At 46.9% G+C, this 26033-nt stretch carries 22 protein-coding genes; 12 read left to right on the forward strand and 10 right to left on the reverse strand.

What is annotated here, in order from left to right:
* Positions 1–13: 13 nt before the first annotated feature.
* Positions 14–508, reverse strand: coding sequence for a DUF5788 family protein (locus ACZ5QV_RS06355; RefSeq protein ID WP_464601734.1), 495 nt, complete (start codon positions 506–508; stop codon positions 14–16).
* Positions 509–1464: 956 nt separating this feature from the next.
* Between ACZ5QV_RS06355 and iscB the strand changes: the two genes are divergently transcribed.
* Genes iscB through ACZ5QV_RS06370 form a run of 3 tightly spaced genes read left to right on the forward strand, consistent with a single transcriptional unit; the run spans position 1465 to position 4905 of the window.
* Positions 1465–2790, forward strand: a complete 1326-nt coding sequence (gene iscB, locus ACZ5QV_RS06360; RefSeq protein WP_464601735.1) for an RNA-guided endonuclease IscB — start codon at positions 1465–1467, stop codon at positions 2788–2790.
* Between the two features lie 16 nt (positions 2791–2806).
* On the forward strand, positions 2807–4078 hold the full coding sequence (hxlA, locus tag ACZ5QV_RS06365; protein WP_464602045.1) for a 3-hexulose-6-phosphate synthase: 1272 nt from the start codon (positions 2807–2809) through the stop codon (positions 4076–4078).
* A 29-nt stretch (positions 4079–4107) separates the two neighbouring features.
* Positions 4108–4905: an A24 family peptidase C-terminal domain-containing protein gene (locus ACZ5QV_RS06370; protein WP_464601736.1), complete on the forward strand. Its 798-nt coding sequence runs from the start codon at positions 4108–4110 to the stop codon at positions 4903–4905.
* A gap of 315 nt (positions 4906–5220) precedes the next feature.
* Here ACZ5QV_RS06370 and ACZ5QV_RS06375 read toward each other — a convergent pair whose 3' ends face one another.
* Positions 5221–6396, reverse strand: coding sequence for an RNA-guided endonuclease TnpB family protein (locus ACZ5QV_RS06375; protein WP_464601737.1), 1176 nt, complete (start codon positions 6394–6396; stop codon positions 5221–5223).
* Between the two features lie 212 nt (positions 6397–6608).
* Here ACZ5QV_RS06375 and ACZ5QV_RS06380 point away from each other — a divergent pair, with 212 nt between their 5' ends.
* Positions 6609–6935 carry a hypothetical protein gene (locus tag ACZ5QV_RS06380; protein ID WP_464601738.1) on the forward strand — a complete coding sequence of 109 codons (327 nt, stop codon included), beginning with the start codon at positions 6609–6611 and terminating at the stop codon, positions 6933–6935.
* Between the two features lie 52 nt (positions 6936–6987).
* Here the strand turns inward: ACZ5QV_RS06380 and recQ are convergent, their stop codons facing one another.
* From recQ to ACZ5QV_RS06395, 3 genes are all read right to left on the reverse strand, one after another.
* On the reverse strand, positions 6988–9636 hold the full coding sequence (recQ, locus tag ACZ5QV_RS06385; RefSeq protein WP_464602046.1) for a DNA helicase RecQ: 2649 nt from the start codon (positions 9634–9636) through the stop codon (positions 6988–6990).
* A 373-nt stretch (positions 9637–10009) separates the two neighbouring features.
* Positions 10010–10582, reverse strand: a complete 573-nt coding sequence (locus ACZ5QV_RS06390) for a DUF1847 domain-containing protein (RefSeq protein WP_464601739.1) — start codon at positions 10580–10582, stop codon at positions 10010–10012.
* Positions 10583–10976: 394 nt separating this feature from the next.
* On the reverse strand, positions 10977–11570 hold the full coding sequence (locus tag ACZ5QV_RS06395; protein WP_464601740.1) for a plasmid pRiA4b ORF-3 family protein: 594 nt from the start codon (positions 11568–11570) through the stop codon (positions 10977–10979).
* A 510-nt stretch (positions 11571–12080) separates the two neighbouring features.
* Here ACZ5QV_RS06395 and guaA point away from each other — a divergent pair.
* Together guaA and ACZ5QV_RS06405 are read left to right on the forward strand one after the other, a co-directional pair.
* A complete protein-coding gene (gene guaA / locus ACZ5QV_RS06400; protein WP_464601741.1) occupies positions 12081–12995 on the forward strand; it encodes a glutamine-hydrolyzing GMP synthase in 915 nt (304 codons plus the stop codon).
* Between the two features lie 512 nt (positions 12996–13507).
* A complete protein-coding gene (locus tag ACZ5QV_RS06405) occupies positions 13508–14548 on the forward strand; it encodes an archaeosine biosynthesis radical SAM protein RaSEA (protein ID WP_464601742.1) in 1041 nt (346 codons plus the stop codon).
* Between the two features lie 119 nt (positions 14549–14667).
* Here ACZ5QV_RS06405 and argB read toward each other — a convergent pair whose 3' ends face one another.
* Both argB and ACZ5QV_RS06415 read right to left on the reverse strand, forming a co-directional pair.
* On the reverse strand, positions 14668–15564 hold the full coding sequence (gene argB, locus ACZ5QV_RS06410) for an acetylglutamate kinase (RefSeq protein ID WP_464601743.1): 897 nt from the start codon (positions 15562–15564) through the stop codon (positions 14668–14670).
* 270 nt (positions 15565–15834) lie between these two features.
* Positions 15835–16119 (reverse strand): non-histone chromosomal MC1 family protein, encoded by a 285-nt coding sequence (locus ACZ5QV_RS06415; protein WP_464601744.1) that lies wholly within the window; start codon positions 16117–16119, stop codon positions 15835–15837.
* A 742-nt stretch (positions 16120–16861) separates the two neighbouring features.
* Between ACZ5QV_RS06415 and mptA the strand changes: the two genes are divergently transcribed.
* Together mptA and ACZ5QV_RS06425 are read left to right on the forward strand one after the other, a co-directional pair.
* The gene (mptA, locus tag ACZ5QV_RS06420) at positions 16862–17827 is read left to right on the forward strand and encodes a GTP cyclohydrolase MptA (RefSeq protein WP_464602047.1); all 966 of its coding nucleotides are present in this window, start codon (positions 16862–16864) and stop codon (positions 17825–17827) included.
* Positions 17828–18147: 320 nt separating this feature from the next.
* Entirely contained in the window at positions 18148–18465 is a 318-nt protein-coding gene (locus ACZ5QV_RS06425) for a DUF2098 family protein (RefSeq protein WP_464601745.1), read from the forward strand.
* Between the two features lie 91 nt (positions 18466–18556).
* Here the strand turns inward: ACZ5QV_RS06425 and ACZ5QV_RS06430 are convergent, their stop codons facing one another.
* Complete coding sequence (locus ACZ5QV_RS06430; protein ID WP_464601746.1) at positions 18557–19990, reverse strand: methanogenesis marker 14 protein; 1434 nt, start codon at positions 19988–19990, stop codon at positions 18557–18559.
* Positions 19991–20479: 489 nt separating this feature from the next.
* Here ACZ5QV_RS06430 and ACZ5QV_RS06435 point away from each other — a divergent pair, with 489 nt between their 5' ends.
* A complete protein-coding gene (locus tag ACZ5QV_RS06435) occupies positions 20480–21643 on the forward strand; it encodes a Coenzyme F420 hydrogenase/dehydrogenase, beta subunit C-terminal domain (protein WP_464601747.1) in 1164 nt (387 codons plus the stop codon).
* A gap of 72 nt (positions 21644–21715) precedes the next feature.
* On the opposite strand, the gene ACZ5QV_RS06440 is transcribed toward ACZ5QV_RS06435, so the two are convergent.
* Both ACZ5QV_RS06440 and ACZ5QV_RS06445 read right to left on the reverse strand, forming a co-directional pair.
* Positions 21716–22096: an OsmC family protein gene (locus ACZ5QV_RS06440; protein ID WP_464602048.1), complete on the reverse strand. Its 381-nt coding sequence runs from the start codon at positions 22094–22096 to the stop codon at positions 21716–21718.
* Entirely contained in the window at positions 22093–22350 is a 258-nt protein-coding gene (locus ACZ5QV_RS06445; protein ID WP_464601748.1) for a hypothetical protein, read from the reverse strand. The genes ACZ5QV_RS06440 and ACZ5QV_RS06445 overlap by 4 nt, the downstream gene beginning before the upstream one ends.
* Positions 22351–22726: 376 nt before the next feature.
* Between ACZ5QV_RS06445 and gatC the strand changes: the two genes are divergently transcribed.
* Genes gatC through gatB form a run of 3 tightly spaced genes read left to right on the forward strand, consistent with a single transcriptional unit; the run spans position 22727 to position 25946 of the window.
* Positions 22727–23008, forward strand: coding sequence for an Asp-tRNA(Asn)/Glu-tRNA(Gln) amidotransferase subunit GatC (gene gatC, locus ACZ5QV_RS06450; RefSeq protein WP_464601749.1), 282 nt, complete (start codon positions 22727–22729; stop codon positions 23006–23008).
* Between the two features lie 16 nt (positions 23009–23024).
* On the forward strand, positions 23025–24458 hold the full coding sequence (gene gatA, locus ACZ5QV_RS06455; RefSeq protein WP_464601750.1) for an Asp-tRNA(Asn)/Glu-tRNA(Gln) amidotransferase subunit GatA: 1434 nt from the start codon (positions 23025–23027) through the stop codon (positions 24456–24458).
* The gene (gatB, locus tag ACZ5QV_RS06460) at positions 24459–25946 is read left to right on the forward strand and encodes an Asp-tRNA(Asn)/Glu-tRNA(Gln) amidotransferase subunit GatB (protein WP_464601751.1); all 1488 of its coding nucleotides are present in this window, start codon (positions 24459–24461) and stop codon (positions 25944–25946) included.
* Positions 25947–26033 lie beyond the last annotated feature (87 nt).

Below are 26033 nucleotides of genomic sequence, written 5' to 3' on the forward strand. Positions count from 1 at the left end.
AAAAGGGAAGTCTTCACCCTCTTATCTCTTTCAAAAACTTAACCCATCTTTTGGCATCTGCCACTTTATTTTGAGTAAGCAGCCGCTGAAATTGCTCTCGCTTCTCTCCAGAACCCTCAGACTCTATATCCTTCAGCTCCGTTATAGCACGCAAGAGGCCGGCCGTTTCTTTGAACAGTTCATTTGCCTCTTCGCTGGTCAAAGAACTTTCCTTGAGTTTCTGCTCGTCTTCCCCTTCTTTTTTAGAAATTAGAGTGATGCAGTCGTCAATCTGGTTTTTATCGGCTTCGCTTAAGGGATCTTTGTTAACCAGTTCCCAGACCTGCTCGTGCAACCTGCACTTTTTCCCTCCAAGTTCCACCTCATAGGGGATGATCTTGCCCAGCCAGCCCAGGCGGGAATGAAGCCCGGCAAGCAGGTGCTGGCGTTCCTCTTCAGTTATATAATCTTCCGGCTCCTCTTCTGCAACCCCTATTTCCTGTTCTAAAAACCCCGATTTGTGTTTCATTATCTAATCCTCTATTTTAATCGGGGGGTTTTCAATATAAAGATAAAGGTTTTCTATGGAATGGCTGAAAAATAACTTCATATTTTCAGTTTGGGAATTGCTTCATACTTATACATGTTGTGTTTTTGTGAGAGGCGGTGTTTGGTGTGGGCATTCAAACCACGGAACACACGGAACACACGGAAAATATTTTAGTCTGCTTGAGCGAGTGAAACGAGCGAAACAGACTCCGTGCTGTTGCACTTACAGTGCAACTCCCAGTAAATCTTCGATTTACTGTGATCCCGAAGCGGAACTCGGGCATGGAACACACGGATAAAAAAGGCAGGAGGACGGCAATTACAATTGCTCTGGCGTTTTTCCCACAATGGTTTTTGAACTTATTATATAAAATCCAACTTACTCACCGGCCATCAGGCCGGTTTTTGTGTCCTTCCGTGTCTTTCCGTGGTTAAGGAATGGTAAACAAAAATATTTGATAGTATATTTGACTCATTCTTATGTCTTTTCAGGAAAACAGGCGCGAAGATAGAAAGAGTTTAGTAGCTTCAAACGACATTCTAAATAGAGATTCTATTATAAATATTAAGTAAAGTTATCCTAAAAAATGTAAAAATCATAAAAACAGCCGGGACAAACAGGCTTTGCATTCAAAGCATCCCTCTGGCCCCGGCCTTCTTTATACCTGAGGTCAACGACCCGCCACTAAAGTGACGGGCATGTAATGTGCCCTGGTTGACCAGCCTGAGTCTTAATTGACTACGTTGGAAATGTCATGATACCTACAAATGCTTCCTCAGTTTGTAGCTCTATCGTGTAGTATTAAAAGTCCTGAGAGGTAGGGACGGTGTGCTACACATGACAAGCATATCCAACATTGGCGAGGGGAGACAGTTTCAAAAACTGCGTTACCTGCTGCGGAAATTCGTTTCCAGAGCAGAGTGGAGAAATCCAGTATGATATTCGTACTGAACAAAAACAAAGAGCCCTTAAGTCCCTGCCACGAAGCGGTTGCAAGAAAACTGCTCAAATCAGGAAAAGCGGTTATCCACAAAAAATATCCATTTACAATTAGACTCAAAGAGCTGAAAGAGTCTAAAGATAAATCAGAACTTAGGCTGAAGATAGATTACGGAAGCCGCCATACAGGTCTTGCCATACTGAAAGGCTCAAAGGTTGTTTGGGCAGCACAGTTGCATCACAAAACCGGCATAAAAAAGAACATGGATAGCAGAAGATCAATGCGAAGAACACGGCGAAATCGAAACACCCGTTATCGAAAACCGAGGTTCATGAACCGGAAAAGGTGGGAAGGCTGGTTACCTCCGTCCCTGCAAAGCCGTGTGGACAACATAGAAAATTGGGTCAAAAAGCTCAGGAAACTCTGCCCTTTGACACACATTTCCTATGAAAACTGCAAGTTTGATACCCAGCTTATGCAAAACCCCGAGATCAGCGGAATCGAGTATCAACAGGGAGAGTTGCAGGGGTATGAGATCAGGGAATACCTGCTTGAAAAGTTTGGTAGAAAATGTGTTTACTGTGGAGCTGAAAACGTTCCGTTGGAGATTGAACACATCATTCCTAAAAGCAGGGGAGGCTCAGACAGAGTTTCTAACCTTACTCTGGCTTGCAGAGAATGTAACCAGAAGAAGGGAAATAAAACAGCGGAAGAATTTGGGCATCCGGAAGTATATAATTTAGTCAAAAAGCCGCTTAAAGATGCCGCAATTGTAACTGCTACCCGATGGAAAGTGTTTGAGATATTGAATAAAACAGGCCTTCCTGTGGAATGTGGAACTGGCGCAAGGACAAAAATGAACAGAATCAAGGCTGGAATGCCGAAAGATCACCATTTTGATGCTATTTGTGTGGGCCAATCAACTCCTAAAACAATCAATTTTGCAACAAATAGTGTTTTGCATATCAAGGCAAAAGGAAGAGGTTCTTTTTGCAGAACAAATCTCGATAAATACGGGTTCCCGAGAGGGTATTTAAGCAGACAAAAAAGTTTTTTCGGATTTCAAACCGGAGATGTTATCAAAGCCGTGGTTCCGAAAGGCAAATACAGAGGAAACTGGTGTGGAGCGGCTGCCTGTAGAAAAAATGGTTATTTTGACATTAAAAACAAAGAAGGAATAAGAATTGCACAGGGTATTAATCATAAATATTGTAAGGTGTTGAATCGAATGGATGGATATAAATATACTATAGAATGTCTGAAAGTTGACGGCATTCCTCTCGTGACTGAAGTCACGAGCATCCTGCCTGAGAGGTCGTGATAAAATCGTTGCTATAATTCAGGTCGCACTTGACCTTCTGGAACTGGACCGCGCGGTAGAGATTGCAAGAGAAGCTCTGGCCGGTGGAGTTGACTGGATTGAGGTGGGAACCCCCCTAATAAAAAGCGAAGGCATGGACTCCATCCGTGTAATAAAGAATAACTTCCCGGACCGGACCGTGCTTGCGGACATGAAGACAATGGACACGGGAGCCATCGAGGTTGAGATGGCCGCAAAGGCAGGGGCTGACGTCGTGATCATCCTCGGGGGCGCAGACGACTCCACCATCCTGGACGCTATCCGCTCGGGCCACAAGTACGGGGTCCGGATAATGGCAGACCTTATAGCTGTCCCCGATCCCTTGAAAAGGGCAAAGGAAGTCGAGGCCCTCGGGGTGGACTACATAAACGTGCACATAGGTATCGACCAGCAGATGATGGGCATGGACCCCATCCACACTCTTGAAGAAATTTCCAAAGAAGTCAGCATACAGATCGCGGCCGCAGGAGGGCTTGACGCAGAACTTTCTGTCAGGGCCGTCCAGGCAGGGGCCGCGATTGCAATCGTCGGCGGAAACATAGCAAGGTCCGACAACGTCACCGCAGCCGCAAAACTGGTCAGGGAGAGCGTGGACGCCCCCGAGTCCGTTGTGATCAGGGAAAAGGGCAGCCTCGACGAGGAGATCAGGGAACTTCTCATGACGGTTTCAACTCCAAACATCTCGGACGCCATCCACAGGAAAGGGACAATGAAAGGCATCCACCCCCTTGTAAAGGGCAAGAAAATGGTAGGGACTGCGGTCACGGTCCAGACCTTTGCCGGAGACTGGGCAAAGCCCGTGGAAGCAATTGATATCGCAAAAGCCGGAGACGTCATAGTCATCTATAACGGAAGCAGCGACGTTGCCCCCTGGGGCGGGCTTGCGACCTACAGCTGTCTGAATAAAGGAATTGCCGGAGTCGTAATCGACGGGGCCGCAAGAGACATTGAAGACATCGAGGAAATAAAACTCCCGGTCTTTACAAGCAACGTCGTTCCAAACGCCGGGGACCCCAAAGGATTCGGAGAAATAAATGCCGAAATCACCTGCGGAAACCAGACCGTAAAGCCAGGAGACTACATAGTCGGAGACGACAACGGCGTGGTCGTAATCCCCAAAGAAAGAGCCTACGAAATTGCAAGAAGAGCAAAAGAAGTCAACAAGACCGAACAGAGACTTTACGATGAAATCAAACGAGGAGGCACCCTTTCAGAACTCCTTGAACTTAAAAAATGGGAAAAAAGGTAAAAACCGGGAAAAAGAGATAATAAAAGGAAATGCAGGGCCTTATTGAAATCCTGAAACTCGCAGCCTGTTTGCCTTTTTTGCTCTATGCCAGCTATGCGGACCTGAAGAGCAGAAGAGTTTCAAACCGGGTCTGGAAATTCATGATTGCTAGCCTTTCCATATTCGTGCTTTACGAAGCCGGGTACGGAGGGAGCCCTTATATAATTCAACTCTCTTTTTCTTTTCTTTTCATTTTTGCCCTGACCTACCTCTTTTTTCTCCTCGGGGGCTTCGGAGGGGCAGACGCAAAAGCCCTTATCGTGCTCTCCTTTCTTATCTCGGTTTATCCGGAAGTCCGGTTCCAGGCTCACAGTTACCCTCTGCTCGGGATCCCTTTCCACGGGCTCTTTGCCTTTACAGTCTTTGAAAACGCCCTCCTGCTTACAGCCTTCGTCCCCCTGGGAATCCTCTGTTACAACCTCCTGCATTTTTCCCGCAAAATGCTCAGGCAGCCTTTCTACATGCTCATAGCCTACCGGGTCAACATAGCCGGCTTAAGGCCACTGGTCGAAAAAGGCAGGCATATCCGGCTTATCGAACGTTTTCAATTTGAAGAAGGAGAACTGAGGCCCAGGTTTGCGGGAAGCGGAATAACCATTTCCCCCTGCATCCTTTCAAGGCTTGAGGCGCACAGAAAAGATGGTCACCTTGAAGAAGGGGTCTGGATAATGCCAGGTCTCCCATTCATTGTTTCGATAAGCGCGGGTTTTGTCACTGCCATTGTGATGGGAGACCCGGTCTGGTACCTGATCCTGAAAATTTCCGGGCAGTGGCCCTTTCTGATATGAAAAGTTTTTGTAGTTCTTTTTTTTAAACAAATTTGCCGGATTTTTACGGGGCGTACTGTATAAAAAAATAAACTGAAATAGTAGAAGGAATAATAAGAAATATAAAAATTAAGGAAGTTATTTGTACATGTAAAAAATAATACAATGTAGAGTAAATTAACGTAAAGGTACGACACCGGGGGAAAAAGGTGATTAGGGCCAGTATTTGGAAAAGTGAACTACCCCACGCTAAAGCAGTGGGGCTTCCTGCTTCATTCCCCGGAGCAGTCTCCACGGATCCACAGGCTCTTCCCGCCGTTCCGGCGGTGTCTTAATTTAGATCGCAAGTGCAAACTTTTTGATATTTATAGCTGCGTTTATGTCCCTATCGTGTTCTGTTTCACATTCTGGACATTTCCAGCTTCTAACATCTAATGTTATTTCCTTATTGTGAAACCCGCAGACACTACAATTTTTAGTAGAAGGTTCCCACTGGCCTATACGGATTACGGTTTTCCCTATCTTTTTGGCCTTGTACTCCAACTTACTCACAAAACCCCCCCACGCAGCGTCACTTATAGCCTGTGCAAGTTTATGGTTCTTCTTCATGCCAGCAATGTTTAACGATTCTACCGCTACAGCTTGGTTCTCGCTTATAAGGTCATTACTAACCTTGTGCTGAAAATCGTTTCTTTGATTGCTTATCTTTTCATGAATATTCGCAAGTTTTTGTACTGCTTTCCTTCGGTTCTTTGAACCTTTTACCTTCTTGCTTACTCTTCTTTGAAGGGTTTTGAGCCTTTTAAGAGAATTTTTAAGAAATCTTGGGTTCTCTATCTTTTCCCCGGTGGAAGTTATTGCAAAATCTTTTAGCCCCACATCTACGCCTATTGTAGTACTTTCAGAATACTCTTGAACTTCTGGATATTCTTCTCCGTCTTCGGTTAAGATGCTTACGTAGTACTTACCAGTAGGCGTTCTTCGGACTGTTGCCGTTTTAAAAAACTTCGAATTTAAGTCCTTTTCTATTATGGTATCTCCGTCTAATATCGTTTTTTCAATGAGGTTATCCATAATTTCAGGACTTAATAGTTCCCTATGAATATTAATTTTCATCCATCCAATTCCGGGAAAAAATATCTTTGAGGAAGTGAGATTAATCTTGTATCTTTGCGAAACCTTGAATGATTGTTTAATGTCTTTTTTTGATTTCCTTTGGGGAAATCCGTTCTGGCCTTTGAAAAATCTGGAATATGCGTCATCAAGGTTCCTTCTGGCCTGCTGCAATGACTGTGAATTGACTTCTTTAAGCCACGGATATATTTCTTTGAGAACAGGAATGTATTTTTCAAGTTCTGTCAAAGATATATTTATTCTAAATTTGTCATAAAAAAGTTGTTTGTACTCCAAAAGCTTGTTATAGATGAATCTGGAACACCCTATGTGCTTTTCAATTAGCGTTCTTTGTTCATCATTTTCCGGATAAATCCGGTACACAAGCCCCTGTTTCATGCAAACTACTATATATCATTAATAGTATATAATTACACTCTTTTACAGTTAAATGTATTTAAACCGGCCCCTGTAGGCTCGACGCATTCATCCCCACGCTAAAGCCTTGGGGCTTTCTGCTGCGTCTCTGTAAAGATGCGATTAGCTCGGCTGTGATTTTCTGGGATGCTATGGTAACTGTCATGCTTATATCTTTTTTGGCAGGAGGGGCAATGCTGGGAGAAAATTTTGAGAATGTGGTAAAATCAGATTCCTCAAACCTGAGAGTAAGCATATCTGACTCAAGGACCCTTATGCTTGAACATATATGCGGAGATTCCATAAGTTTCACAGAAGACACTAAAGTATACATTTGCTTCAAGGATGAAAAACTGGAGCTCACCTCCGACTACGGCAGTCCCATTCTGAAAGTGGGGGGCTTAAAAAAATTTACACTACCTGAAGGGGTAAAACTCGGAGAAGGAGATCTGGCAGTTCTAAAGATCGTTGATGAAAAGCGAAAGAAAGAGATTTACAGCAAAAAAATCCGTCTTCCCTGAAACACGGGCAGGAATACAGAAAAAAAACCGGACCTTAAGAAGTCCGGGTCCCTCAGGACTGCATAAGGAAAAGCGCCCTTACCAGCCTGATTTCCTCTTCCGAACAGCTCCCTTTCATATTTTCCAGGAGACGGGAATGGAGTTCAGTTTCGATTTCTTCAATCGCCTTTTTTATTCTCTGCTGTTTTCCCGGGCTTACAAGCCCGTCAATATCTTCAACCTTTCCGGAAAAGATCAATTTTTCAAGCTGTTTGCATACGGTTTCAGGGTTCAGGCCGTTGAGGTCCGCAATTTCGTAGATTCCCAGCCTCTGTTTGGAGAGAGAAAGGGTTTTTTCAAGGGAGTGCTCTGTCCCGAAAGAACGGCCGGGCAATTTTTGTCCTCTATAAGCTTTCTTCCTGTCAGTCCGGGCCTCCTGAGAAGGAACGTGGGAAGGGGACCCCCCTGTCTCCGGGCCGGCACTCCAGTCCTGGATACTTGTGGCCAGATATCTCCGGTTTATTTTAGGAAGAGAGCGGGACCTTTCAATATCCTCCACACCGGCATTTCCCGAAACAGAGACTTCAGGGACAGTTTCATCCCCTTTTTCTATTCCAGAAGTCCCTTTTTCTATTCCAGAAGTCCCTGTTTCTATTCCAGAAGTCCCTGTTTCTATTCCTGAAGTTTCAGCACCAGGCCCGTAGTCCCTGAGGTAATTTGCGATTTCCTGAAGAAAATCGTCCCCGTATTTGCGGAGCTTATGGTCTCCGACCCCTGTAATTACATGGAACTCCTCCCTGCTCCCGGGCAGCTTTTCTGCCATTTCCCGAAGGCTTGTGTCGGAAAAGATGATGTAAGGAGGCAGGTTCTTCTTTACGGCAATCTGTTTTCTGAGCGTTCTTAACCTTTCGAAAAGAATGGGACCAGCTTCGGGCTTTATCTGCCGCGGAGTGGCCCGAACGACAGGTTTCGGAGTATCCCCGGAGAAGGGAATAGGGAGGTCTCCGGCCTTCGACAGTCGTTTACTGACCCCGGGTGTTGTTTCAGGCTGCTCTGGAGAAACCGGGGAGTCCGGGCCGGAATTTTCAGTTCCATTGCCTCCAAAATTGTTGGAGTTTGTGGAATTTGCGGAGTTTGCGGAATTTTCAGGCAGCTCAGGATTTACAGGATCCATCCCGTCTTCATCGAGCATATAATCGGGAGGACACGCAAGTTCCACCCTTTCCTTTCCCCGAAGGATCTCTCTACTTCTGGCATTGAGTTTCAGGAGGGGATAGCGGGCCCCCTGGACCTCCAGGATTCCGGAATTGGCCATTTCACTGGCAAGGGCTTTCCACTGTTCTTTTGAAAATTCCCTGCCGCTCCCGTGGGATTTTAACCTTTCATGCCGGTTTGCCTTTATCTTTTTGTTCCTGGACCCTGCAAGGACATCAATCACGTAATTTGTCCCGAAGCGCTGGTTGAGTTCCTGGACGCAGGTAATCATTTTCTTTGCGGCCTCAGTCCCGTCAAAGGTCGCCTTCGGGCGCAGGCAGGTGTCGCAGTTTCCGCAGTTTCCCGAAAAGGAATCCCCGAAGTACTCGAGCAGGACTGCCCTCCTGCACTGCCTGCTCTGACAGTAGGCCACCATCTGCCGGAGCTGGACAAGTGCGAGATCTTTTTCCTTTTGATTGCTCTTTTGCTGAATAAAATACTCAATCCTGAAACGGTCCCCCCGGCTGAAAAAAAGGATGCATTCACAGGGCCCGCCGTCCCGGCCTCCACGCCCCGTTTCCTGATAGTAGCTTTCCAGATTACTGGGAAGGTCATAGTGGATTACAAAACGGACGTTGGACTTGTCGATCCCCATTCCGAATGCGATTGTAGCAACAATGATGTCCACGTCGTCACTCAGGAACCTGTCCTGGTTTCTGGCCCTTTCAGTATCTTTCAGGCCCGCGTGGTAGGGGAGAGCCCGGAAACCCGCCCGGGTCAGTTTCGAGGCCAGAGACTCCACATTGTTCCGGCTCTGGCAGTAGATGATCCCGGCATCCCCCCTGTGCCGGCGCAGGTAATCACGAATCTCGGAAAAGGTATCTTTTTTGGGCCTGATTTCATAGTAAAGGTTTTGCCGGTTGAAACTGGCCACATAAGGGCCTTTTTCAGGGTCAATGGAAAGCTTGAGCTGCGAGACAATGTCTTTTTTAACTCTTTCCGTGGCTGTTGCCGTAAGCGCAATTACCGGTACGTCCGAAAACCCTCTGGAAGAATCCCTCAAAAGTTTCAGTTTCCTGTACTCGGGTCGGAAGTCGTGCCCCCATTCCGAGATACAGTGGGCCTCGTCGATTGCAAAAAGGCTGACCTTGCCCCGCTTCAGGAGAGAAAGGGTCGAGGGCATCATCAGGCGTTCAGGGGCAACGTAGAGGACCTTGATCCGGTTTTCAAGAAAAGCATCTTTAACGTCCCGGATTTCCCGGGGACCCATGCTGCTGTTCATGCAGGCCGCAGCAATCCCGCTTGCCTCAAGTCCGTCCACCTGGTCCTTCATGAGGGATATAAGGGGCGAAACAACAACCGTAACCCCCTCCTGCAAAAGAGCCGGGAGCTGGAAACAGAGGGACTTGCCCCCGCCTGTGGGCATGAGGACAAAGGCGTCTTTTCGGTCCAGGACGTCATTGATGATATTTTCCTGCAGGGGCCGGAAGGAGGTGTAGCCAAAATACTGCTGAAGCGCCCCGTACATACGGGCCGTGCGGGAAGTGCGGGAAGTTTCGGAAACTTCAGAAGATAAGGAATCAGGCCTCTCTTCACCCTCTTTTAAAAACTCGTAATCCAAAAACTCTTTTTCATCAATGTCATCTGCCAGATTCATATTATCCCTGTTTAGCCGCCTGGAAAAAAATTATGGAAAGGAATAAGAAAGCGACCAGATAAGCCTTTTTTCCATTTAGGAATGATTATAGCGCTGTCATATTTTAATGCTCATCGTATTTAAGTTGTGAGAGCAGGGCGAAAGTATTAAGAAATTAAAAAACCCATTCCTGCCTCCCACTTTTACCTATAATTTCCACACCACCACTTTTCCAATTCACCCCACTTTTCCTATTAATTTCATTTCAGTCATCAATCCCAAAGCGTTTTTTCAGGTAGTAACCGGAATAAAGCGCTCCCACCGGGTTATGGGCCAGCACCCGGTCCTTGACCACGAAGGTTGTCACGGGAGCTTTGGAGTTCTGCGTAAAGAGGATGTCGTGCCCGATGCAGAGCCCGAGAATGAGGTTCAGTTCCGTTTCCTTTTTGTTCAGGGCTTCAGCCTGCCCCAGGGGGTTACAGGTGGCTTCAAACCCTTTCCCGTAAAGCTTTTCAAGCCCGAACTTTTCCTTGTCAAGCCCGCAGACCTTGCAGCAGACCGAATAGACTTCAAAGTCCCTGGCAAGGATTTTGTGGAGAATTTTTGCCTCTTTTTGAAACCCTATGCAAAAGGCAATCCCGAGTCTCCGGTACCCCATTTTCTGTGCATAGAGGATGATTTCCTCAAGCCGGGTCTTTTGCATGTAGTAACGGGCCTCGATTTCGGCCGAGGCCTGCATGGATTTGAGGGCCTCGCCCTCATAGCAGATTTCTTCCGTAAAATCGGTGCAGTCCTTTCCCGTATAACAGTTTTTTTCTTCGCAGAGGGCGCATTTCATGGTTAGATCTCCAGTGGAAATAAGGGGCTCTAAATATCTTTGAAAATAAATGTTTAGACTGTATAGAAGAGAAAGAGGAAGCGAAAGATGATAAATATAACTGAAACAGCAGAGGTCTCCTTCCTCGATGTTTCTAATCAAAGATTAGAAACTCCTGTTAAACCTGCGGTTTAACACGACAGCCGAAGGCTGACAGGTGGGGGTAGTTCACTTGATTGACCGGGCCATTCAAAAAATCAGATTCAAAAAAAATCCGGTTCCGGGACGGAGAATGTGCTGAAACCCGACCGGAAAGATTCTAAAATAAATATAAAAATAAGATTTCAGAAACGGGATTTGAGTATATTTATTTAAAATTGTAGGTCCCCCAGGGACGTCCACCCGCTTTTTTTGCTTAAGAAAATACTACCTCTTCCGGGTCAAAGTGCTCAGGATCAAAATCCTCTCCCAGCCACTCAAGGGTCTCCTCATAATCTTCATGCTCCGAGTCCTTCAGAATCTCAAGCAGGTCTTCATAACCCCAGATCCCACCGCTGTCCTCAGGGATTGCGGCCCTCTTTCCCGCCGTGCAGATGGGATACTTCACCCCTTCTTTTACCGGACGGACCCTTTCGAAGCGGATCTTTACCTGAAGGTCATCTCCGAAATCATATGTGTACACAGCAAGCTTGTTTTCGGGCGAAAAATAATCGGCAATTTTCACTTTATTTTCCAGCTTAAGCGGGTGTTCATAGCTGTCCTCAAACCCCTCCACAGGAGTGCCTATATTCTCAAGTTTGTGTGTTTTAGGGTTCCAGATTTCAAACTCGTGCAGATGGTACCCATCCCATTCCATTGTGGCCTGGATTACCAGATGAAGATCTTTGAAAGTATAATTTTCCGGCACCTGGACCCGCCTCCAGATCTGAGGGACGATGCCTACCTGAGCAAACTTGAATTGATAAACCTGTTCTGGCTGTTTTGAAAGCTTTTCGGACTGCTTTGCCATAATATCACCTTAAATTGAATCTGAAAGACCTGATATTTCAATTTATGGGCCCGGATCCTTTCTCCCCTTCCATTTCTCCTAAGAAGAATGGACAGGGTTTTTACCCGGATGACCCACTTTTTACGCAGGGGAGAAAAATATTGAGTGAAGAAATGAAGAGAGTATTAAAAAAATTGAAAAAAGTAATTGTTAGAAACTAAAAATAATCTTACCGGTCAGTAAGTTACTGGCGAGTAAGATATAGATAAGAGTCTTTGCTGAGAAGTACTGAGTTTTCCAGATACCAGATACCAGACACACCATTCTGAATCCGGATATTTTCAGTCTATTTCTTCAAAAGAAGTTTCAAGAGGAAACCACTTTTGATCCCCCTATACCTTTAAATATCAAAACCCCCATGCACTGACACATATATCCCAATTATAAATAATAAAATCCTGCTACTTTTACATTCACCAATTCACAATCATCATTTCTCAACGGAAATATTCATTCAGAAGGAGCACTTCAATGGTAAAAACCGAGAAATTCATTCCAAAAGCAATTGAAAGGATCAAAAACGAGATTGAAGGCCGGGCCATAATCGCTCTGTCGGGCGGTGTGGACAGTTCAGTTTGTGCGGAGCTGGCCTACCGGGCTATCGGGGAAAGGCTGTACCCGATTTACATTGATACCGGACTCATGAGAAAGGGAGAAACCGAGAAGATCGCTCACATATTTTCCCACATGAACCTGGATATCGTACATGCGAAAGACAGGTTTATGGGAGCCCTTAAAGGAGTTACGGACCCTGAGGAGAAGAGAAAGGCCATCGGAGAGACTTTTATACGGGTCTTTGAGGAAGAGGCAAGGAAGCTTCAGGCCGAGTATCTGATCCAGGGGACCATTTATCCGGACAAGATCGAGTCCGAGGGCGGGATCAAGTCCCACCACAACGTGGGAGGGCTTCCCACAGACATCGAGTTCAAGAAAATCGTGGAGCCTATCGACGAGCTTTACAAGGACGAGGTCAGAGAAGTTGCCTGGGCCCTTGAGATGCCCGAGGAAATCTGCGAGAGGATGCCTTTCCCCGGACCGGGGCTTGCCGTGCGGGTGCTCGGGGAAGTTACCGAGGAGAAAGTCGAAGCTGTCCGTGAGGCCAACGCCATTGTGGAAGAAGAACTGCTTGACCGCTTCTGCCCCTGGCAGACCTATGCCGCGATAATCGGCAAAGGGACCGGGGTCAAGGGCGATGTGCGGGCCTACGGCTGGATCGTGGCGGTAAGAGCTGTCGGGTCGAGAGACGGGATGACCGCGGACGTTATTGAAGTCCCCTGGGATGTCCTCAAACTCCTCCAGTCCAGGATTACCTCCGAGATCCCCAGCGTCGTCAGGGTTGTCTACGACATCACCCCAAAGCCGCCGGCGACCATCGAGTTCGAGTGAAACCCCGAGAGAGGTTTCAAATAATTTTTTTTAGGAATGAATCAAATATAATATCAAGTATTTTTGTTTACCATTTCTTAACCACGGAAAAGCACGGAACAGGACACGGAAACCGGCCTGATGGCCGGTGAGTAACTTGGATCTTTATAAAATAGGATTCAAAAACGCTCCTAGATTCTTGAAAGAGGACTAAAAAATACCAGAGAAAACGTAATTGCCGTCTTCCCCGAGTTCCGCTTCGGGAGCACGGGGTCCTTTTCGCTCGCTTTGCGAGCTCAAGAGGACTAAACAACACCAGAACAACCGTAATTGCCGTCTTCCTGCATTCTTTTTCCGTGTGTTCCGTGTGTTCCGTGGTTTGAATGCACACACCAAAAGTCGCCACTAACAAAAACACAACCTGTATGAGTATAAACCAATTCCCAAAATAAAACCTGAAGTTATATTTTTACCATTCCTTATCAGAAAATTATAACAGTAATATTTTAGTAGAAAGAGAGGTTTTTACGGCCATGTCCCTGAACAAAGACGTACTCAAAATCCGGGAAAGACAGAGGATAAAACCCTCGTCCTCGGACTATCCGGCAGCAAGCTGGACCGGCGAGGACCTTGTAGAAGGGGTCCGGACAAAGACCCTGACGATGATCTTCAAGAGCGCAGGCTGCTACTGGGGAAAAGTTGGGGGCTGCACCATGTGCGGCTTTGTCTACGAATGTGCAACTACCCCACCGACCCTTGAAAACTATAAGTCCCAGCTTGAAAAAGCAATGAAAAAGGCCGGGGATTTTCCGGAGTTCATGGTCAAGATCTTCACTTCCGGGAGTTTCCTCGATGAAAATGAGGTATTCCCCGAAGCCAGAGATACCATCCTGGAGACGCTTGCAAACGATCCCAGAGTAGTCAAGGTGCTTGTGGAGACCCGCCCCGAGATAGTAAGCAAGGAAAACGTAGAGGCCTGCCTCGATGTCCTGAAGGAAAAGCCTTTCGAACTTGCCTTCGGGCTTGAGACCAGTTCGGACCGTATCAGGAAAGACTCCATCAACAAAGGGTTCACCTTCAAGCAGTTTGTCCAGGCAGCCGAAATCGCAAAAGAACACGGGGTAACGGTAAAGACCTACCTCCTTTTAAAGCCCCTCTTCCTCTCCGAAAAGCAGGCCTTAGAAGACATCCTGCGCTCCATAGACGACGCAGTCCCCTATTCGGACACCGTTTCCATAAACCTCTGCAACGTCCAGAAAGGCACCCTTGTCGAGGCCTACTGGGAAAAAAAGCAGTACAGGCCCCCCTGGCTCTGGAGCATCGTCGAAATTCTCAAACGGGCAAAAGAAAAATATCCGGACCTCCCCATCATGTCCGACCCTGTGGGTGCGGGCGCAAAGCGCGGCCCTCGCAACTGCAAAGAGTGCAGTCATGAGGTTGCGGATACCCTCCGGGACTTTTCCATAAGTCAGGACCCGGCAGACCTGGATAAAGTAAACTGTGAGTGCAAAGAGCTCTGGAAAAAGGTTCTTGAGATCGATGACTTTACTTATGGGGCCCCGATTTTAGAATAAAATATAAGATAAAAAGTCGTATATGGCAGGAAAAATCCTGCCGATACACTTTAAAAATATTACTATTTTTTAATATATAGAATTTATTAATTTATTTATATATTTAGTTATTTATTTCCTTACAGCCCGGAGTCAGGCCCGTAGATCATGGTCCCGACCCCGCCGTCCGTGAAGAGTTCAAGGAGCATGGAATGGGAAACGCTTCCGTTTATGATGTGAGCCTTTTTGACTCCGCTTTCCACAGCCACGGCCGCGCTTTTGATTTTCGGGATCATCCCGCCGTTGATAATCCCCTCGGCAATCAGGGAATCCACATCCTCAAGCCTGATCCGGGAGATCCGGCTGGCAGGATCGTTTAAGTCCCTGAGAAGCCCGGAGACATCTGTCAAGAGGACAAGTTTTTTGGCCCGAAGAGCTGCGGCAAGGTCTCCTGCCACGGTATCAGCATTGATGTTGAGGGCATTTCCCGCGGTGTCCACTGCAATCGGGGAAATTACCGGAATATAACCTTTATCGAGCACGATATTCAGGATATCAGGATTGATGACCTCACTTTCCCCCACCCAGCCAATATCGACCTCGGTTTCCACGCCTTTGACCATAACCTTCTGGAGAGCTTTCTTGCAGGCCAGGATCATCCGGCCATCGTGGCCCGTAAGCCCAATCCCTTTGCCCCCGCACTGCCCAATCAAAGACACGATTTTGGTGTTGATGTTTCCCACCAGGACCATGCGGGCTATTTCAAGAGTCTCGTCGTCCGTAATCCTGAGCCCATCAATGAACTCGGGTTTTTTGCCCATGCGCTGCATCTTTTCCGTAATCTCGGGCCCTCCCCCATGCACGATTACGGGCCTGATCCCCACGAAACGCAGGAGGACGATGTCCTTGATTATGTCTTCCATGATCTGAACATTGACCATGGCATTTCCTCCGACCTTGATTACCATGACCGAGTCAAAGAACTCCTGCATGTAAGGAAGGGCCTCAATGAGCACATTCTCTCTCTTTAACGACATGAATTGGAAATCAGAACTGATGTTATTAAACTTAATCGTTGAAGGCAAACAACCATTAGAAAAATAAGATCGAGATAAAAAAGTGGAAGAAGAAAAAGTAGAAGAAGAATCTCCAAGCTCTCTAAAAAAGTTAATACATTTCAAAAAGCAAACCAGGGAAGTCTTGAAAAGCCCCGCTTCCCGAGCTTGAACCCGTCCCTGTTTCTCCGGTATCGAATTTAAAATAAAAAGAATAAAACCCAGAACACCGGGTTTATAAAATAATGAAAATTACTCAATTTTTTCGATTTTTTCTTTCTTGACAAAAGGTTTGCTGATATTCTCAGGCATCCAGTCGGGTCTGTTTTTAGGGGCTTCTACAAATTCTTTCCATGCCTTGAAAACGTGCACCTTCTTTGTCCCTCTTTCTCTGAGGCGGATGATTTCAGGCTGATCTTTGGTCCCGGTAGCCCGGTTAGCGGCTTTGAGGGCGGCCTGTCTTGGCTGCTTTCCGGTGAATACTCCGTGTTCATTATCATTTTCGTCTCGTAAAACAAAATTTCTTGTGTTGGACATAAAGGTCACCTCGCAAGTTATTGCTAGACACAGATTACATTTTAAAGTATATAAAGTCTTTCTTCAAGAAGTGGGCTGTAGATATTGTTTTACTCAAAATTTGCCAGATTTTACAGGCCCAATATAACCGGAATTTTTTTATATCATTGTTTGAATAGGAAAATATTTAAATATTTATGATCTGTGAAAATCGTAGTTAATTGAAGTTTCCGGAAGCGGGATCCATCTTTATCAAAAAAACGCATTGTTGTTTATTTCATCAGACCGGAAGAGGGCTCCCCTTTCTCGATGCCAGAGTCAACGGAGAAGAGGAGTTCATGTAGGTTTCTATCAACATTTTGAAATAGGAGCTACAATCTCCTGGAATTAACAACCATAGAAACCCAGGACTTTAGCCATGGAAGCAGCCACCGGACATAAGCGCTTATGGTTATTATATTTTTGAGTAAAAATGAAATTATGTAAAAAAAGATATAATATATAATATCGCATTATAAAGGGATTATTATAATATAAGTATAAAAAAATGTGGCCAAAAAATTATAAAAAGATTATTATAATAGAAAACGTTTTAATAAAGCTTAAACCGAACCTTCACAGAAATATTATATAATTGTTAATACGATTGCTTTGAAACTTTAGCAAAATCACAAGGCGTTGTAAAAATTACATCCTATTTATTATATAAATACTTATAACACGTTATCATTTAACACAGTATCATTTTATGGATATGGTAAACATGGAAAGCTGTATATTCAACCTCCCGGATGTTCAGGCTGGAAAACCGAGCGTCCCCATTAACCTCACGCGAGTTGGGGTAACGAACGTAAAAAAACTCATTGAAATCAAAAGGAAAGATAAGCGCCCTATAGTGCTGATTTCAACCTTTGATGTTTTTGTAGACCTCCCCTCCGACCGGAAGGGTGCAAACCTCTCCCGCAACTTCGAAGCTGTCAATGAGATTCTGGAAAAAATCCTCAGCATGCCGGTATACGAAATCGAGCAGCTCTGCAGCGATATTGCACACAACCTGCTTGGCCGTCACGAATACGCGAACCAGGCCGAAGTCCGGATGAAAAGCGAATACATGGTAAAGCGCAAGTCTCCCGCCACGGGCATTGACTGTCAGGAAGTCGTAAACATCTTCGCTGAGGCCTCGGCCGTAAGGGGAACGGGAGATACCGGCTACTTCGACGTGAAAAAGCTCATCGGTGCGGAAGTTGTAGGGATTACCGCCTGCCCCTGTGCCCAAGAAATCATGCGGGACAAGGCAGCAACCGAACTTGCCAACCTCGGGATTGAAAAAGAAAAGATCCTCACGTTTCTGGAAAGAGTCCCCATGGCAACCCACAACCAGAGGGGAAGGGGAATCGTCTCAATCAAGGTGGCCCATGATTTCGATGTGTCCCTGGAAAGTATTATCAACATAATCGAGCGCTCCATGAGTTCCAGTGTCTACGAGGTCCTGAAACGCGCCGACGAAAAGATGGTTGTAGAAAACGCCCATCGGAACCCCAAGTTTGTGGAAGACTGCGTAAGGACCATGGCGGATAATATCGTAAAGGAGTTCTCGGAACTCCCCGACGACGCAGTGATCACAATCAAGCAGATCAACGAAGAAAGTATCCACAGGCACAACGCCTTTGCAGAAAGGGTGGCCCTTATGGGAGAACTCAGGAAAGAAATTAACAACCCCGATCAGTAAGCTCAATCAGTAAGCTCAATCAGTAACCCCGATCAGTAAGCTCGGGCTAAACTATGGGATTTTCTGCCTGAAGAGATGTGAAAATATTTCACTTCCCTTCTACTTTTTTAGAATTAGTTTCAAACCCGGAAGGAACCGAACCTTTGGGGTCATAAGAGCCTCCTGGATTCCTACACCCTTTCCGAAATTGTGGCCACAAAAAAGGGCCGCATAAACTTTATAACAGGATTAATACAACCTATAAGCAGTTAATTCTGATAAACAGCGGACTTACAGGGTACGGAAAAAGCGTAAACTCTGAAGGCCTCCGAGGTGAGAGCATGGCTGATACTGAAGTGATTACGGCCGTTAGTCGAAACAAAAAACCCATCAAAACCGGGGATGTTGTCAAATACCTCAACAGCGACACCATAAGCCGCGTAGCCGAGATAGAAGAAAAGGAAGACGGCATTTGGGTCCTGCTTGAAGAGACCAACCTCTGGTACAGAGGGGAAGCCCTTGAACTGACTGACGTCAAAATCAAAGAAAAGAAAGAAAAGAAAGAATTAAAAGCTGAAGACATTAAACAAAAGCTGGAAAGGGTAAAGGACCTCGACTTAAGCGCATTCGATACCGTAACTGGTGGAGGAGCGGGTTAATTCCCTTACCCCACCTTTTGCCTGCTGCCCAGCAGATTTTTGCATTCTATTTTTGATATTTTGAATTACTTATTCTGGATTACTTTTTGAATTACTTGTTTTGAAGCTTCATCCGCTGCCCGAGGATACATTTTCCTCCATGCCTGCCCCCCATGGGGTGCAACGGAGACCCGAGGGAGTTCATGCAGCGAGCCATGACGGAAGCGCCCCGGGCAAGCCCGTCGTCCACAAAGACCACACGTTCGTCTATTTTTGGGGCGATTCCCATTTCATCAAGGCATTTGAGAATCAAGCCGGGCTTGTTACCGGTAATTCCGGCCCTGCCTGTGATCCCGATAGTTGTGTCCTCAAAGACCAGACCCGCATCTTTTGCAACCTTAACAAGCCTGCATACGACGTCTGCCATGACCTCGTCAATGACGGCCGTCATGACCTGCAGCCCTTGATTCTTGCAGATATCCATGCCTATAAGTGTGAGTTTGCCCATATCGGACCCGTTTTCGCCCACATCGCACCCGATAAGCACGACTCCGACTTCATCGGCTCCTTCGGAGCTGACCGGCACACTCCCGTATCGGGTCCTGTTCCTGGGAACCTTTTCTATGATAATAAGCTCTGAGATTTTCGTTGCGTATTCCAGTATAACCTTTTTCTTCAGTTTCAGGGTCAGGAAAGAAGGTGATTTATTGTCTTTCAGAACGTCAAGGGCAGTTCCCTGTTTTGAATCCACTAACTTTGAACCCCGGATGATAGCGTCCGGAATAGCTCCCGCATACCCGCAGAAGTTCCCGATGGTCTTTGCATAGGGCAGGTCAGGGCTCGTGATCCGGCCGTCCAGGGTTGTTCCGAAGTCGATCGAAATGCAGGGGTTTCTGAAATCAACGTCAGTCAATTTGGCAGCTTCCTTAATTCCGGCCATTGCAAGTTCCCCTTCCATTTCGTTTGCCACAATCTCGACTCCTGTGGACCCTATGGGGGGCAGCACCCCGGCCACGGCCCCATCAAAAATGACCTTTTCCAGTTTGCTGTATTTCTGGAACTTCTTCGGGATATTGGAAAGAGACATAGGGGGAGTCATGTTTTTCGGGGGAACCCCTGCAATCAGGCAGCCTTCCGCAAGAGCCTTTACAAATTCTCCGACCTCTTCGGGAGAATCAAAACCCGCCACTACACCCGTTGAACGCACCACGAAATGGAGGTCGGTTTTAATGTCAAGACTGGCCTTTTCTACGGACTCGATCAGGGCATTACGCACCAGTTCCGAAATGGCGTCCCGGGTAAGTTTCACGCCCGTAAGGGTCCTTCCGAACACGACCTCTCCGGGTTTTGGTTCCCGGACGTCCCTTGTCATTTTCACGACCTTGTTGATGATATGGGTCGTTCCCGTATCCATGTTGGTCGCAGTCAGGATGCACTTGGTAGTGGTGTTTCCCACCTCCACGGAAGCAACAATGAAAAAAGGCTTTGCTTTCAGGTCAATAAGACGGACCTCGGGAGATTCGGAAATTCTCGGTTTTAGAGCCATTTTTACAACCTTCTTAGTTATTAGAAATCAATTTGTGATATTTAATTAAGGAAAATGATTTAAGGCCTTCTTTAAGCAGGAGAAAGCCCTGATAAAAACAGGCCAAAAAGAGATAAGGCCTGCTCCGGCTTCCGGAATAAGAGCTGAACAAGAAGATAATTTGTTTGAAGTTATGAGGAGATATTAAACGGAGCCTATAATAATGTTTGCAAAATACGGGACCCGGTATTTAGCCGCAGAATGCAGACCATATATCATGCAAATTTATCCTTATACGGGAATTATGAGAGGGTTTAACCCCCAAAACGGACAGTATGGTATATAACAGCCCGAATAACTATAAAGGATATAAGTATAAAAATATAATACAATATATAATATGTTTCATTATAATGCAAATCTTAAAGCCAGAGAGCAACTATCCCTGGAAACGCAGACCCGAATATTTCCCCGGAGCTTTTCAGATTAAATCTGTAACGGAGGCTTTTGATGCCAGTCGATCCAATATGCAAGAAAATTGTACCCGACGATACTGAATACGTTTTGGACTACGGGGGAAAAAACTATTATTTTTGCAGTCCCGAGTGTAAAAATAAGTTTGACACTCTTGAGAAAAGCGTGATAAGACTTAAAAGAAACCTCAGTGAAAAGGAAAAAATATCGTTTGGAAAACTCAAAAGGGACATCATCAATCCAGGGATCTGCACCCTCTGCGGGGCCTGTGCGGCAAGCTGCGAACATATCACAATAGAAGACGAAAAACCCAAACTCGTGGGCCCCTGCAAAGCCTGCGGAGTTTGTTATTACCAGTGCCCTCGCACCATTACCACGGAAGAGGGGCTTATAGGAAACATCCGCTACGCCTACGCCGCCCGCTCGGCCCTGCCGGAATTAAAAGGCCAGGACGGGGGAGTGGTAACAGCTCTCCTGCTTTACCTTCTGGACGAGGGCCTGATTGACGGGGCCGTGGTCACGAGAAAATCCAGGGAACAGCCCTGGAAACCCGTTCCAATCGTTGCGAAAACGACGGAGGAGGTCCTGCTAACGGGAGGCAGCATCTACTCCCACAGCATGACCCTTGAAGCCCTGATGAGCGCAATCAAGCAGGGGATGAACAGCGTCGCTTTTGTGGGGACCGGCTGCAACATCGATGCCGTAACGAAAATGCAGAAAAGTACCCACGGCTTCCTTCACCTCTTCATGCGGGCAAAGATCCTTAAACTGGGGCTCTTTTGCATGGACAGCTTTTCCTACGAGGGGATTAAAACTGTCCTGGAAAGCAAGGATGTGAGGCTCGAAGATATTGAGGCCATGAAGATCAGAAAAGGAAAATTCGAGGTCGGCCTGAAAACCGGGGAAGAAAAGAGTTTCGAACTCAGCGACTTTGACGAATACCGGAGTTCTTCCTGCAAGTTCTGCACGGACCTGACCGCCGAAAATGCCGATATTTCCTTCGGAGGGGTGGGAAGCCCCCCGGGCTGGACAACCGTCCTTACCCGCTCAGCCCTTGGCTACGAGATCTTCAACGAGGCTGTGGACAGTGGATACATAGAGGCCAGAGACCTGTCCAGAAAAGAGATGGGAAGGGTCCTGAACCTCGCGAAGATGAAAAAGGTCCAGATGTACGGCCTGCACATGAGGAAAAATATCTGAAAGATTACGTTTCCTGGTGCTTTCCCAAACCGGTATGCAAAATAAGAGTACCGGCTCACAACCCGTTTAACCTTATTCAATCAGGAAATTTTCAGCATCCATTACATGTCCAACCAGGGCATTTTTGAGGTCTGAGTCCTGTTCAATCAGGCCGGATTCAGATCCTTTTTTCATGAAAACAATTTCAGGAATAATCTCGGTGGCTAAACAATAATAGCATGGACAACGTTCCTTTGTTATCCTGTAAAATCTATCAATTTCTTCCGGGTTCATATCCGAGTCTACTATTACTTCAAATTTGATATTTTCATAGATAGGGCTTGCATCAGATTTTTCAATACCGTAGCTTGCATGCAGATTCATGTCTGCCTTGACCTTCACCTTAAATTCATTGAGAACAATGCCTTCCATTGCGGTCCATTTGGCAAAGGTGGCTGCAAAACAGGATGCTATCCCATAAAGGCCGTACTGAACCGGATTTGGCGCAGTGCCCCCCCTCCCAAACTCAGGGTCTCATCTGACCGGATCAGGACCTCTCCTCCTCTTTCTGTACCTATTTTTGCAGAAAACTGAGGAGTACCCTTCCCGGTTTCACCTGTAAACCATTCCCCTTCAAATTCAACTATTTTTTTGGCCTTTGAAGGATCTTTCTGGACTTTATCAAGAGTTTCATTGAAATTATCCAAATCCACATTGTTTATGATCAACTTTTCACCTCGTACCTTCAATTAATCAAACCAATGAACCATCAGCATTTATGAAAAATATTAAAAAATTTGTTTGCACCCCCCAAAATAAAAAACTTTGATAAGATGAGACAGTCAAACATATAAATATTTTAAAGTAAGTGATATAAAAAGATTTCTATTGTTTCTTGTATATTACCTAAAAATCCAAAAAAGTCTCAAAAATGCAAACAGAAAACCCCTTTGAAGCAACTCAGATCCGGCCCGGAGCCTAACTATTGGGAAAACGGCAATTGATGGGAGAAGAGCAAGAATATATATTTATTTCATGAACTGTTTTTATAATGCAGTCTCAAGAGCACACAGTTCATAATTATTCTATTTTTGAGGGACATTCATGATCACGAAAGAAGACGTAGAACACATCGGATGGCTTGCCCGAATTGAGATCAGCGAGCAGGAAAAGGCCGAATATATGGAAAAACTTAACTCAGTATTGGACTACTTCGGCCAGCTCGACGAGGTGGCAACAGATGACGTTCCTCCTACCTACCATGTGATTGACCTCCACAATGTATTCAGAGAGGACGTGGTAGAAGAATCCCTTTCGCAGGATGAGGTACTCGCGAACACCGAGCACAAGCAGGAAGGGACCTTTAAGGTCCCGAGAATCGGGTGAGGAGGAATCGGATTACATGACAGCAAAATGGATGAGCGTTGCGGAAATAAAGCAGAAGCTCGAGGAAAGTTCAGCCGAAGAGGTCACAGCCGGCTATCTTGAAGCAATCGAAAAGAGCAGGATCAACGGCTACGTTACGGTTTCGGGAAGAGCCCTTGAAAAGGCAAAGAAGATCGATTCCGAGGGGCACGAAGGCCCGCTTGCGGGAGTGCCTATCGCAATCAAGGACAACATCTCTGTTAAGGGCCTGCCTAACAGCTGCGGCTCAAAGATGCTTGAAAACTATGTCCCACCCTTCAACGCCCACGTTATTGAAAAACTGACAGATGCAGGGGCCGTAATCCTTGGAAAGACCAACATGGACGAGTTCGCCATGGGTTCCTCGACCGAGAGCAGCTACTTCGGGCCCGCCTTAAACCCCTGGGACCTTGAAAGGGTACCCGGTGGATCTTCGGGAGGCAGTGCCGCAGTCGTTGCCGCAGGCGAGGCTCCTTTTGCCCTCGGCTCGGACACCGGCGGATCAATTCGCTGTCCGGCTTCCTTCTGTGGAGTTGTGGGGCTCAAGCCCACCTATGGTGCGGTTTCGAGATACGGAGCCGTGGCCTACGCAAATTCACTCGAACAGATCGGCCCCCTTGCAAACAACGTGACCGATATCGCGGTTTTGATGGACGTGATCGCGGGCCACGATGCCAGAGATTCGACCTCGATTCAGGAGGCAAAACCTGACTACCAGGCAGCCCTTACGGATGATATCAAAGGCCTGAAAATCGGAGTCCCTGAAGAATACTTTGGGGAAGGAATCAGTCCAGGTGTAGAAAAAACAGTATGGGACGCAATCCACCGCTGTGAGGATCTGGGAGCTTCCTGGGAAATGGTCTCCATGCCGCATACAAAGTACGCCCTTGCTTCCTACTACATCATCGCCATGAGTGAGGCCTCCTCAAACCTCGCCCGCTTTGACGGGACAAGGTACGGCTTCAGGGCAGCTGGTGAAACCTGGCATTCCCTTATCTCAAAGACCCGGGCGGAAGGGTTCGGAGCCGAGGTTAAGCGCAGAATCCTTATCGGGACCTACGCGCTTTCCGCGGGCTACCATGACAAGTACTACCTCAAGGCCCTGAAGGTCAGGACCCTTGTAAAGCAGGACTTCGACAGGGCTCTTTCGAAAGTGGACGTGCTCATGTCCCCGACGATGCCAAACCCGGCCTTTAAGATCGGGGAAAAGATCGAAGACCCGCTTGCTCTTTACCTCTCGGACGTAAACACGGTGCCTATCAACCTGGCCGGGGTCCCTTCCATGTCTGTGCCCTGTGGCTTTACGGACGGGCTTCCGGTCGGACTTCAGCTCATAGGCAAACCCTTTGACGAGCCGACCCTGCTCCGGACCGCCTATACGTTTGAGCAGAATACGGATTATCATAACAAAAGACCCCCGGAGGTGGCTTAAATGGTGTACGAGAACCCTGACGGCGTGATGATAGGGCTTGAGATCCACATCCAGCTCAACAAGCTCAAAAGCAAGATGTTCTGCGGTTGTTCGACCGCCTACCACAACGCGGAACCCAACACCCATACCTGCCCGGTCTGCCTGGGCCTGCCCGGGGCCCTGCCGGTCCTGAACAAAGAAGTTGTGAAGGCCGCAATCAAGGTAGGACTTGCCCTTGAAGGGGAAATTGCGGAAGAGACGCAGTTTCACAGGAAGAACTATTTCTATCCTGACCTCCCCAGGGGTTTCCAGACGACTCAATACGATTTCCCCATCGTGAACAAAGGGAAGGTAAGGATCGAGGGCGAAGACGGAGAATTTGAGGTGAACCTCTGGAGAGCCCATATGGAAGATGACCCCGGAAGGCTGGTGCACATCGGAAGCATCGAAAATTCCAAAGGAGTCATGATCAACTACAACAGGTCAGGTATGCCCCTGATCGAGACCGTTACAGCCCCTGAAATGAGGAGCCCGAAGGAGGCCAGGCGTTTCCTGGACAAGTTCAGGAACATTCTTGAGTACCTGGACGTTTTTGACGGGAACCTTGAAGGCGCAATGCGTATGGACGCCAACGTCTCGATAAGAGGCGGTACCAGAGTTGAAGTCAAGAACATTTCCTCCCACAAAGGTGTGGAAAAAGCCCTCCTCTACGAGATCATGCGCCAGAAAAACGTGATTCGCCGGGGCGGCAAAATCGTGCAGGAGACCCGCCACTTCGACGAAGCAAGAGGCGTTACCCTGTCCATGAGGACCAAAGAAGAGGCCGAAGACTACCGCTACTTCCGCGAACCTGATTTGGTACCCATTCGCGTGGCCGACTGGATCCCTGAAATAAGGAAAAACATGCCTGAGCTTCCGGACGCAAAACGGGCCCGTTTCCTGGAACAGTACGGAATTGCGGATATGCACGCAAAGGCCCTGACCTCAAGCATCCTGCTTGCGGACTTCTATGAAGGAGTTTGTGGAAAAGGCGCTGACCCGAAGACCGCAGCCACCTGGACTGCTGATGTCCTGCTAGGGGAACTGAACTACCGTGACCTGGTTGTGGCATCCTATGACGGCCAGGTCCTTGGTTGCATCAACGACAAGGACCACGAAATTGGCAATTTCTTCAAAGTCGCGGACCTGGTCGAACTGATTGCCCTCTTTGCGGACGGAAAAATTAGTGATCAGAGTGCCGTGGAAGTTATCAGGACCGTGCTCGACTCCGAAGAGGAAAAGACCCCCACGAAAATTGTCGAGGAAAATGGCCTTTTCAAAGCCGAGGACGACCTGGTAACGAAAGCCGTTTCCGAAGCCATTACCGAAAATGAGGCCGCTGTCAAGGACTACCTTGGAGGGGCTGAAAAGTCCCTTAACTTCCTGGTGGGCCAGGTCATGAAAAAGACAAAAGGCACAGCCGACGCAAAAACGGCCCGCGAGCTGCTTGTAAAGGAACTTAAAGGCTGAAAAGCTGAAAGGCTAAAAAGCTGAAAGGCTAAAAAGGTCTTAGTAAGCGTAATCTAAAGAAAAAGGCTTAATCCTGGTCGGGTTAAG

Source organism: Methanosarcina baltica (assembly GCF_055394095.1).

Coding starts and splice junctions, on each gene's coding strand:
- ACZ5QV_RS06380 (WP_464601738.1), top strand. CDS start 6,609: ATGCTGGGAGAAAATTTTGAGAATGTGGTAAAATCAGATTCCTCAAAC.
- ACZ5QV_RS06370 (WP_464601736.1), top strand. CDS start 4,108: ATGCAGGGCCTTATTGAAATCCTGAAACTCGCAGCCTGTTTGCCTTTT.
- iscB (WP_464601735.1), top strand. CDS start 1,465: ATGATATTCGTACTGAACAAAAACAAAGAGCCCTTAAGTCCCTGCCAC.
- guaA (WP_464601741.1), top strand. CDS start 12,081: ATGGTAAAAACCGAGAAATTCATTCCAAAAGCAATTGAAAGGATCAAA.
- ACZ5QV_RS06375 (WP_464601737.1), bottom strand. CDS start 6,396: ATGAAACAGGGGCTTGTGTACCGGATTTATCCGGAAAATGATGAACAA.
- ACZ5QV_RS06390 (WP_464601739.1), bottom strand. CDS start 10,582: ATGAAATGCGCCCTCTGCGAAGAAAAAAACTGTTATACGGGAAAGGAC.
- gatC (WP_464601749.1), top strand. CDS start 22,727: ATGATCACGAAAGAAGACGTAGAACACATCGGATGGCTTGCCCGAATT.
- ACZ5QV_RS06415 (WP_464601744.1), bottom strand. CDS start 16,119: ATGTCCAACACAAGAAATTTTGTTTTACGAGACGAAAATGATAATGAA.
- recQ (WP_464602046.1), bottom strand. CDS start 9,636: ATGTACGGGGCGCTTCAGCAGTATTTTGGCTACACCTCCTTCCGGCCC.
- argB (WP_464601743.1), bottom strand. CDS start 15,564: ATGTCGTTAAAGAGAGAGAATGTGCTCATTGAGGCCCTTCCTTACATG.
- ACZ5QV_RS06435 (WP_464601747.1), top strand. CDS start 20,480: ATGCCAGTCGATCCAATATGCAAGAAAATTGTACCCGACGATACTGAA.
- ACZ5QV_RS06395 (WP_464601740.1), bottom strand. CDS start 11,570: ATGGCAAAGCAGTCCGAAAAGCTTTCAAAACAGCCAGAACAGGTTTAT.
- ACZ5QV_RS06405 (WP_464601742.1), top strand. CDS start 13,508: ATGTCCCTGAACAAAGACGTACTCAAAATCCGGGAAAGACAGAGGATA.
- mptA (WP_464602047.1), top strand. CDS start 16,862: ATGGAAAGCTGTATATTCAACCTCCCGGATGTTCAGGCTGGAAAACCG.
- ACZ5QV_RS06430 (WP_464601746.1), bottom strand. CDS start 19,990: ATGGCTCTAAAACCGAGAATTTCCGAATCTCCCGAGGTCCGTCTTATT.
- gatA (WP_464601750.1), top strand. CDS start 23,025: ATGACAGCAAAATGGATGAGCGTTGCGGAAATAAAGCAGAAGCTCGAG.
- ACZ5QV_RS06425 (WP_464601745.1), top strand. CDS start 18,148: ATGGCTGATACTGAAGTGATTACGGCCGTTAGTCGAAACAAAAAACCC.
- ACZ5QV_RS06355 (WP_464601734.1), bottom strand. CDS start 508: ATGAAACACAAATCGGGGTTTTTAGAACAGGAAATAGGGGTTGCAGAA.
- gatB (WP_464601751.1), top strand. CDS start 24,459: ATGGTGTACGAGAACCCTGACGGCGTGATGATAGGGCTTGAGATCCAC.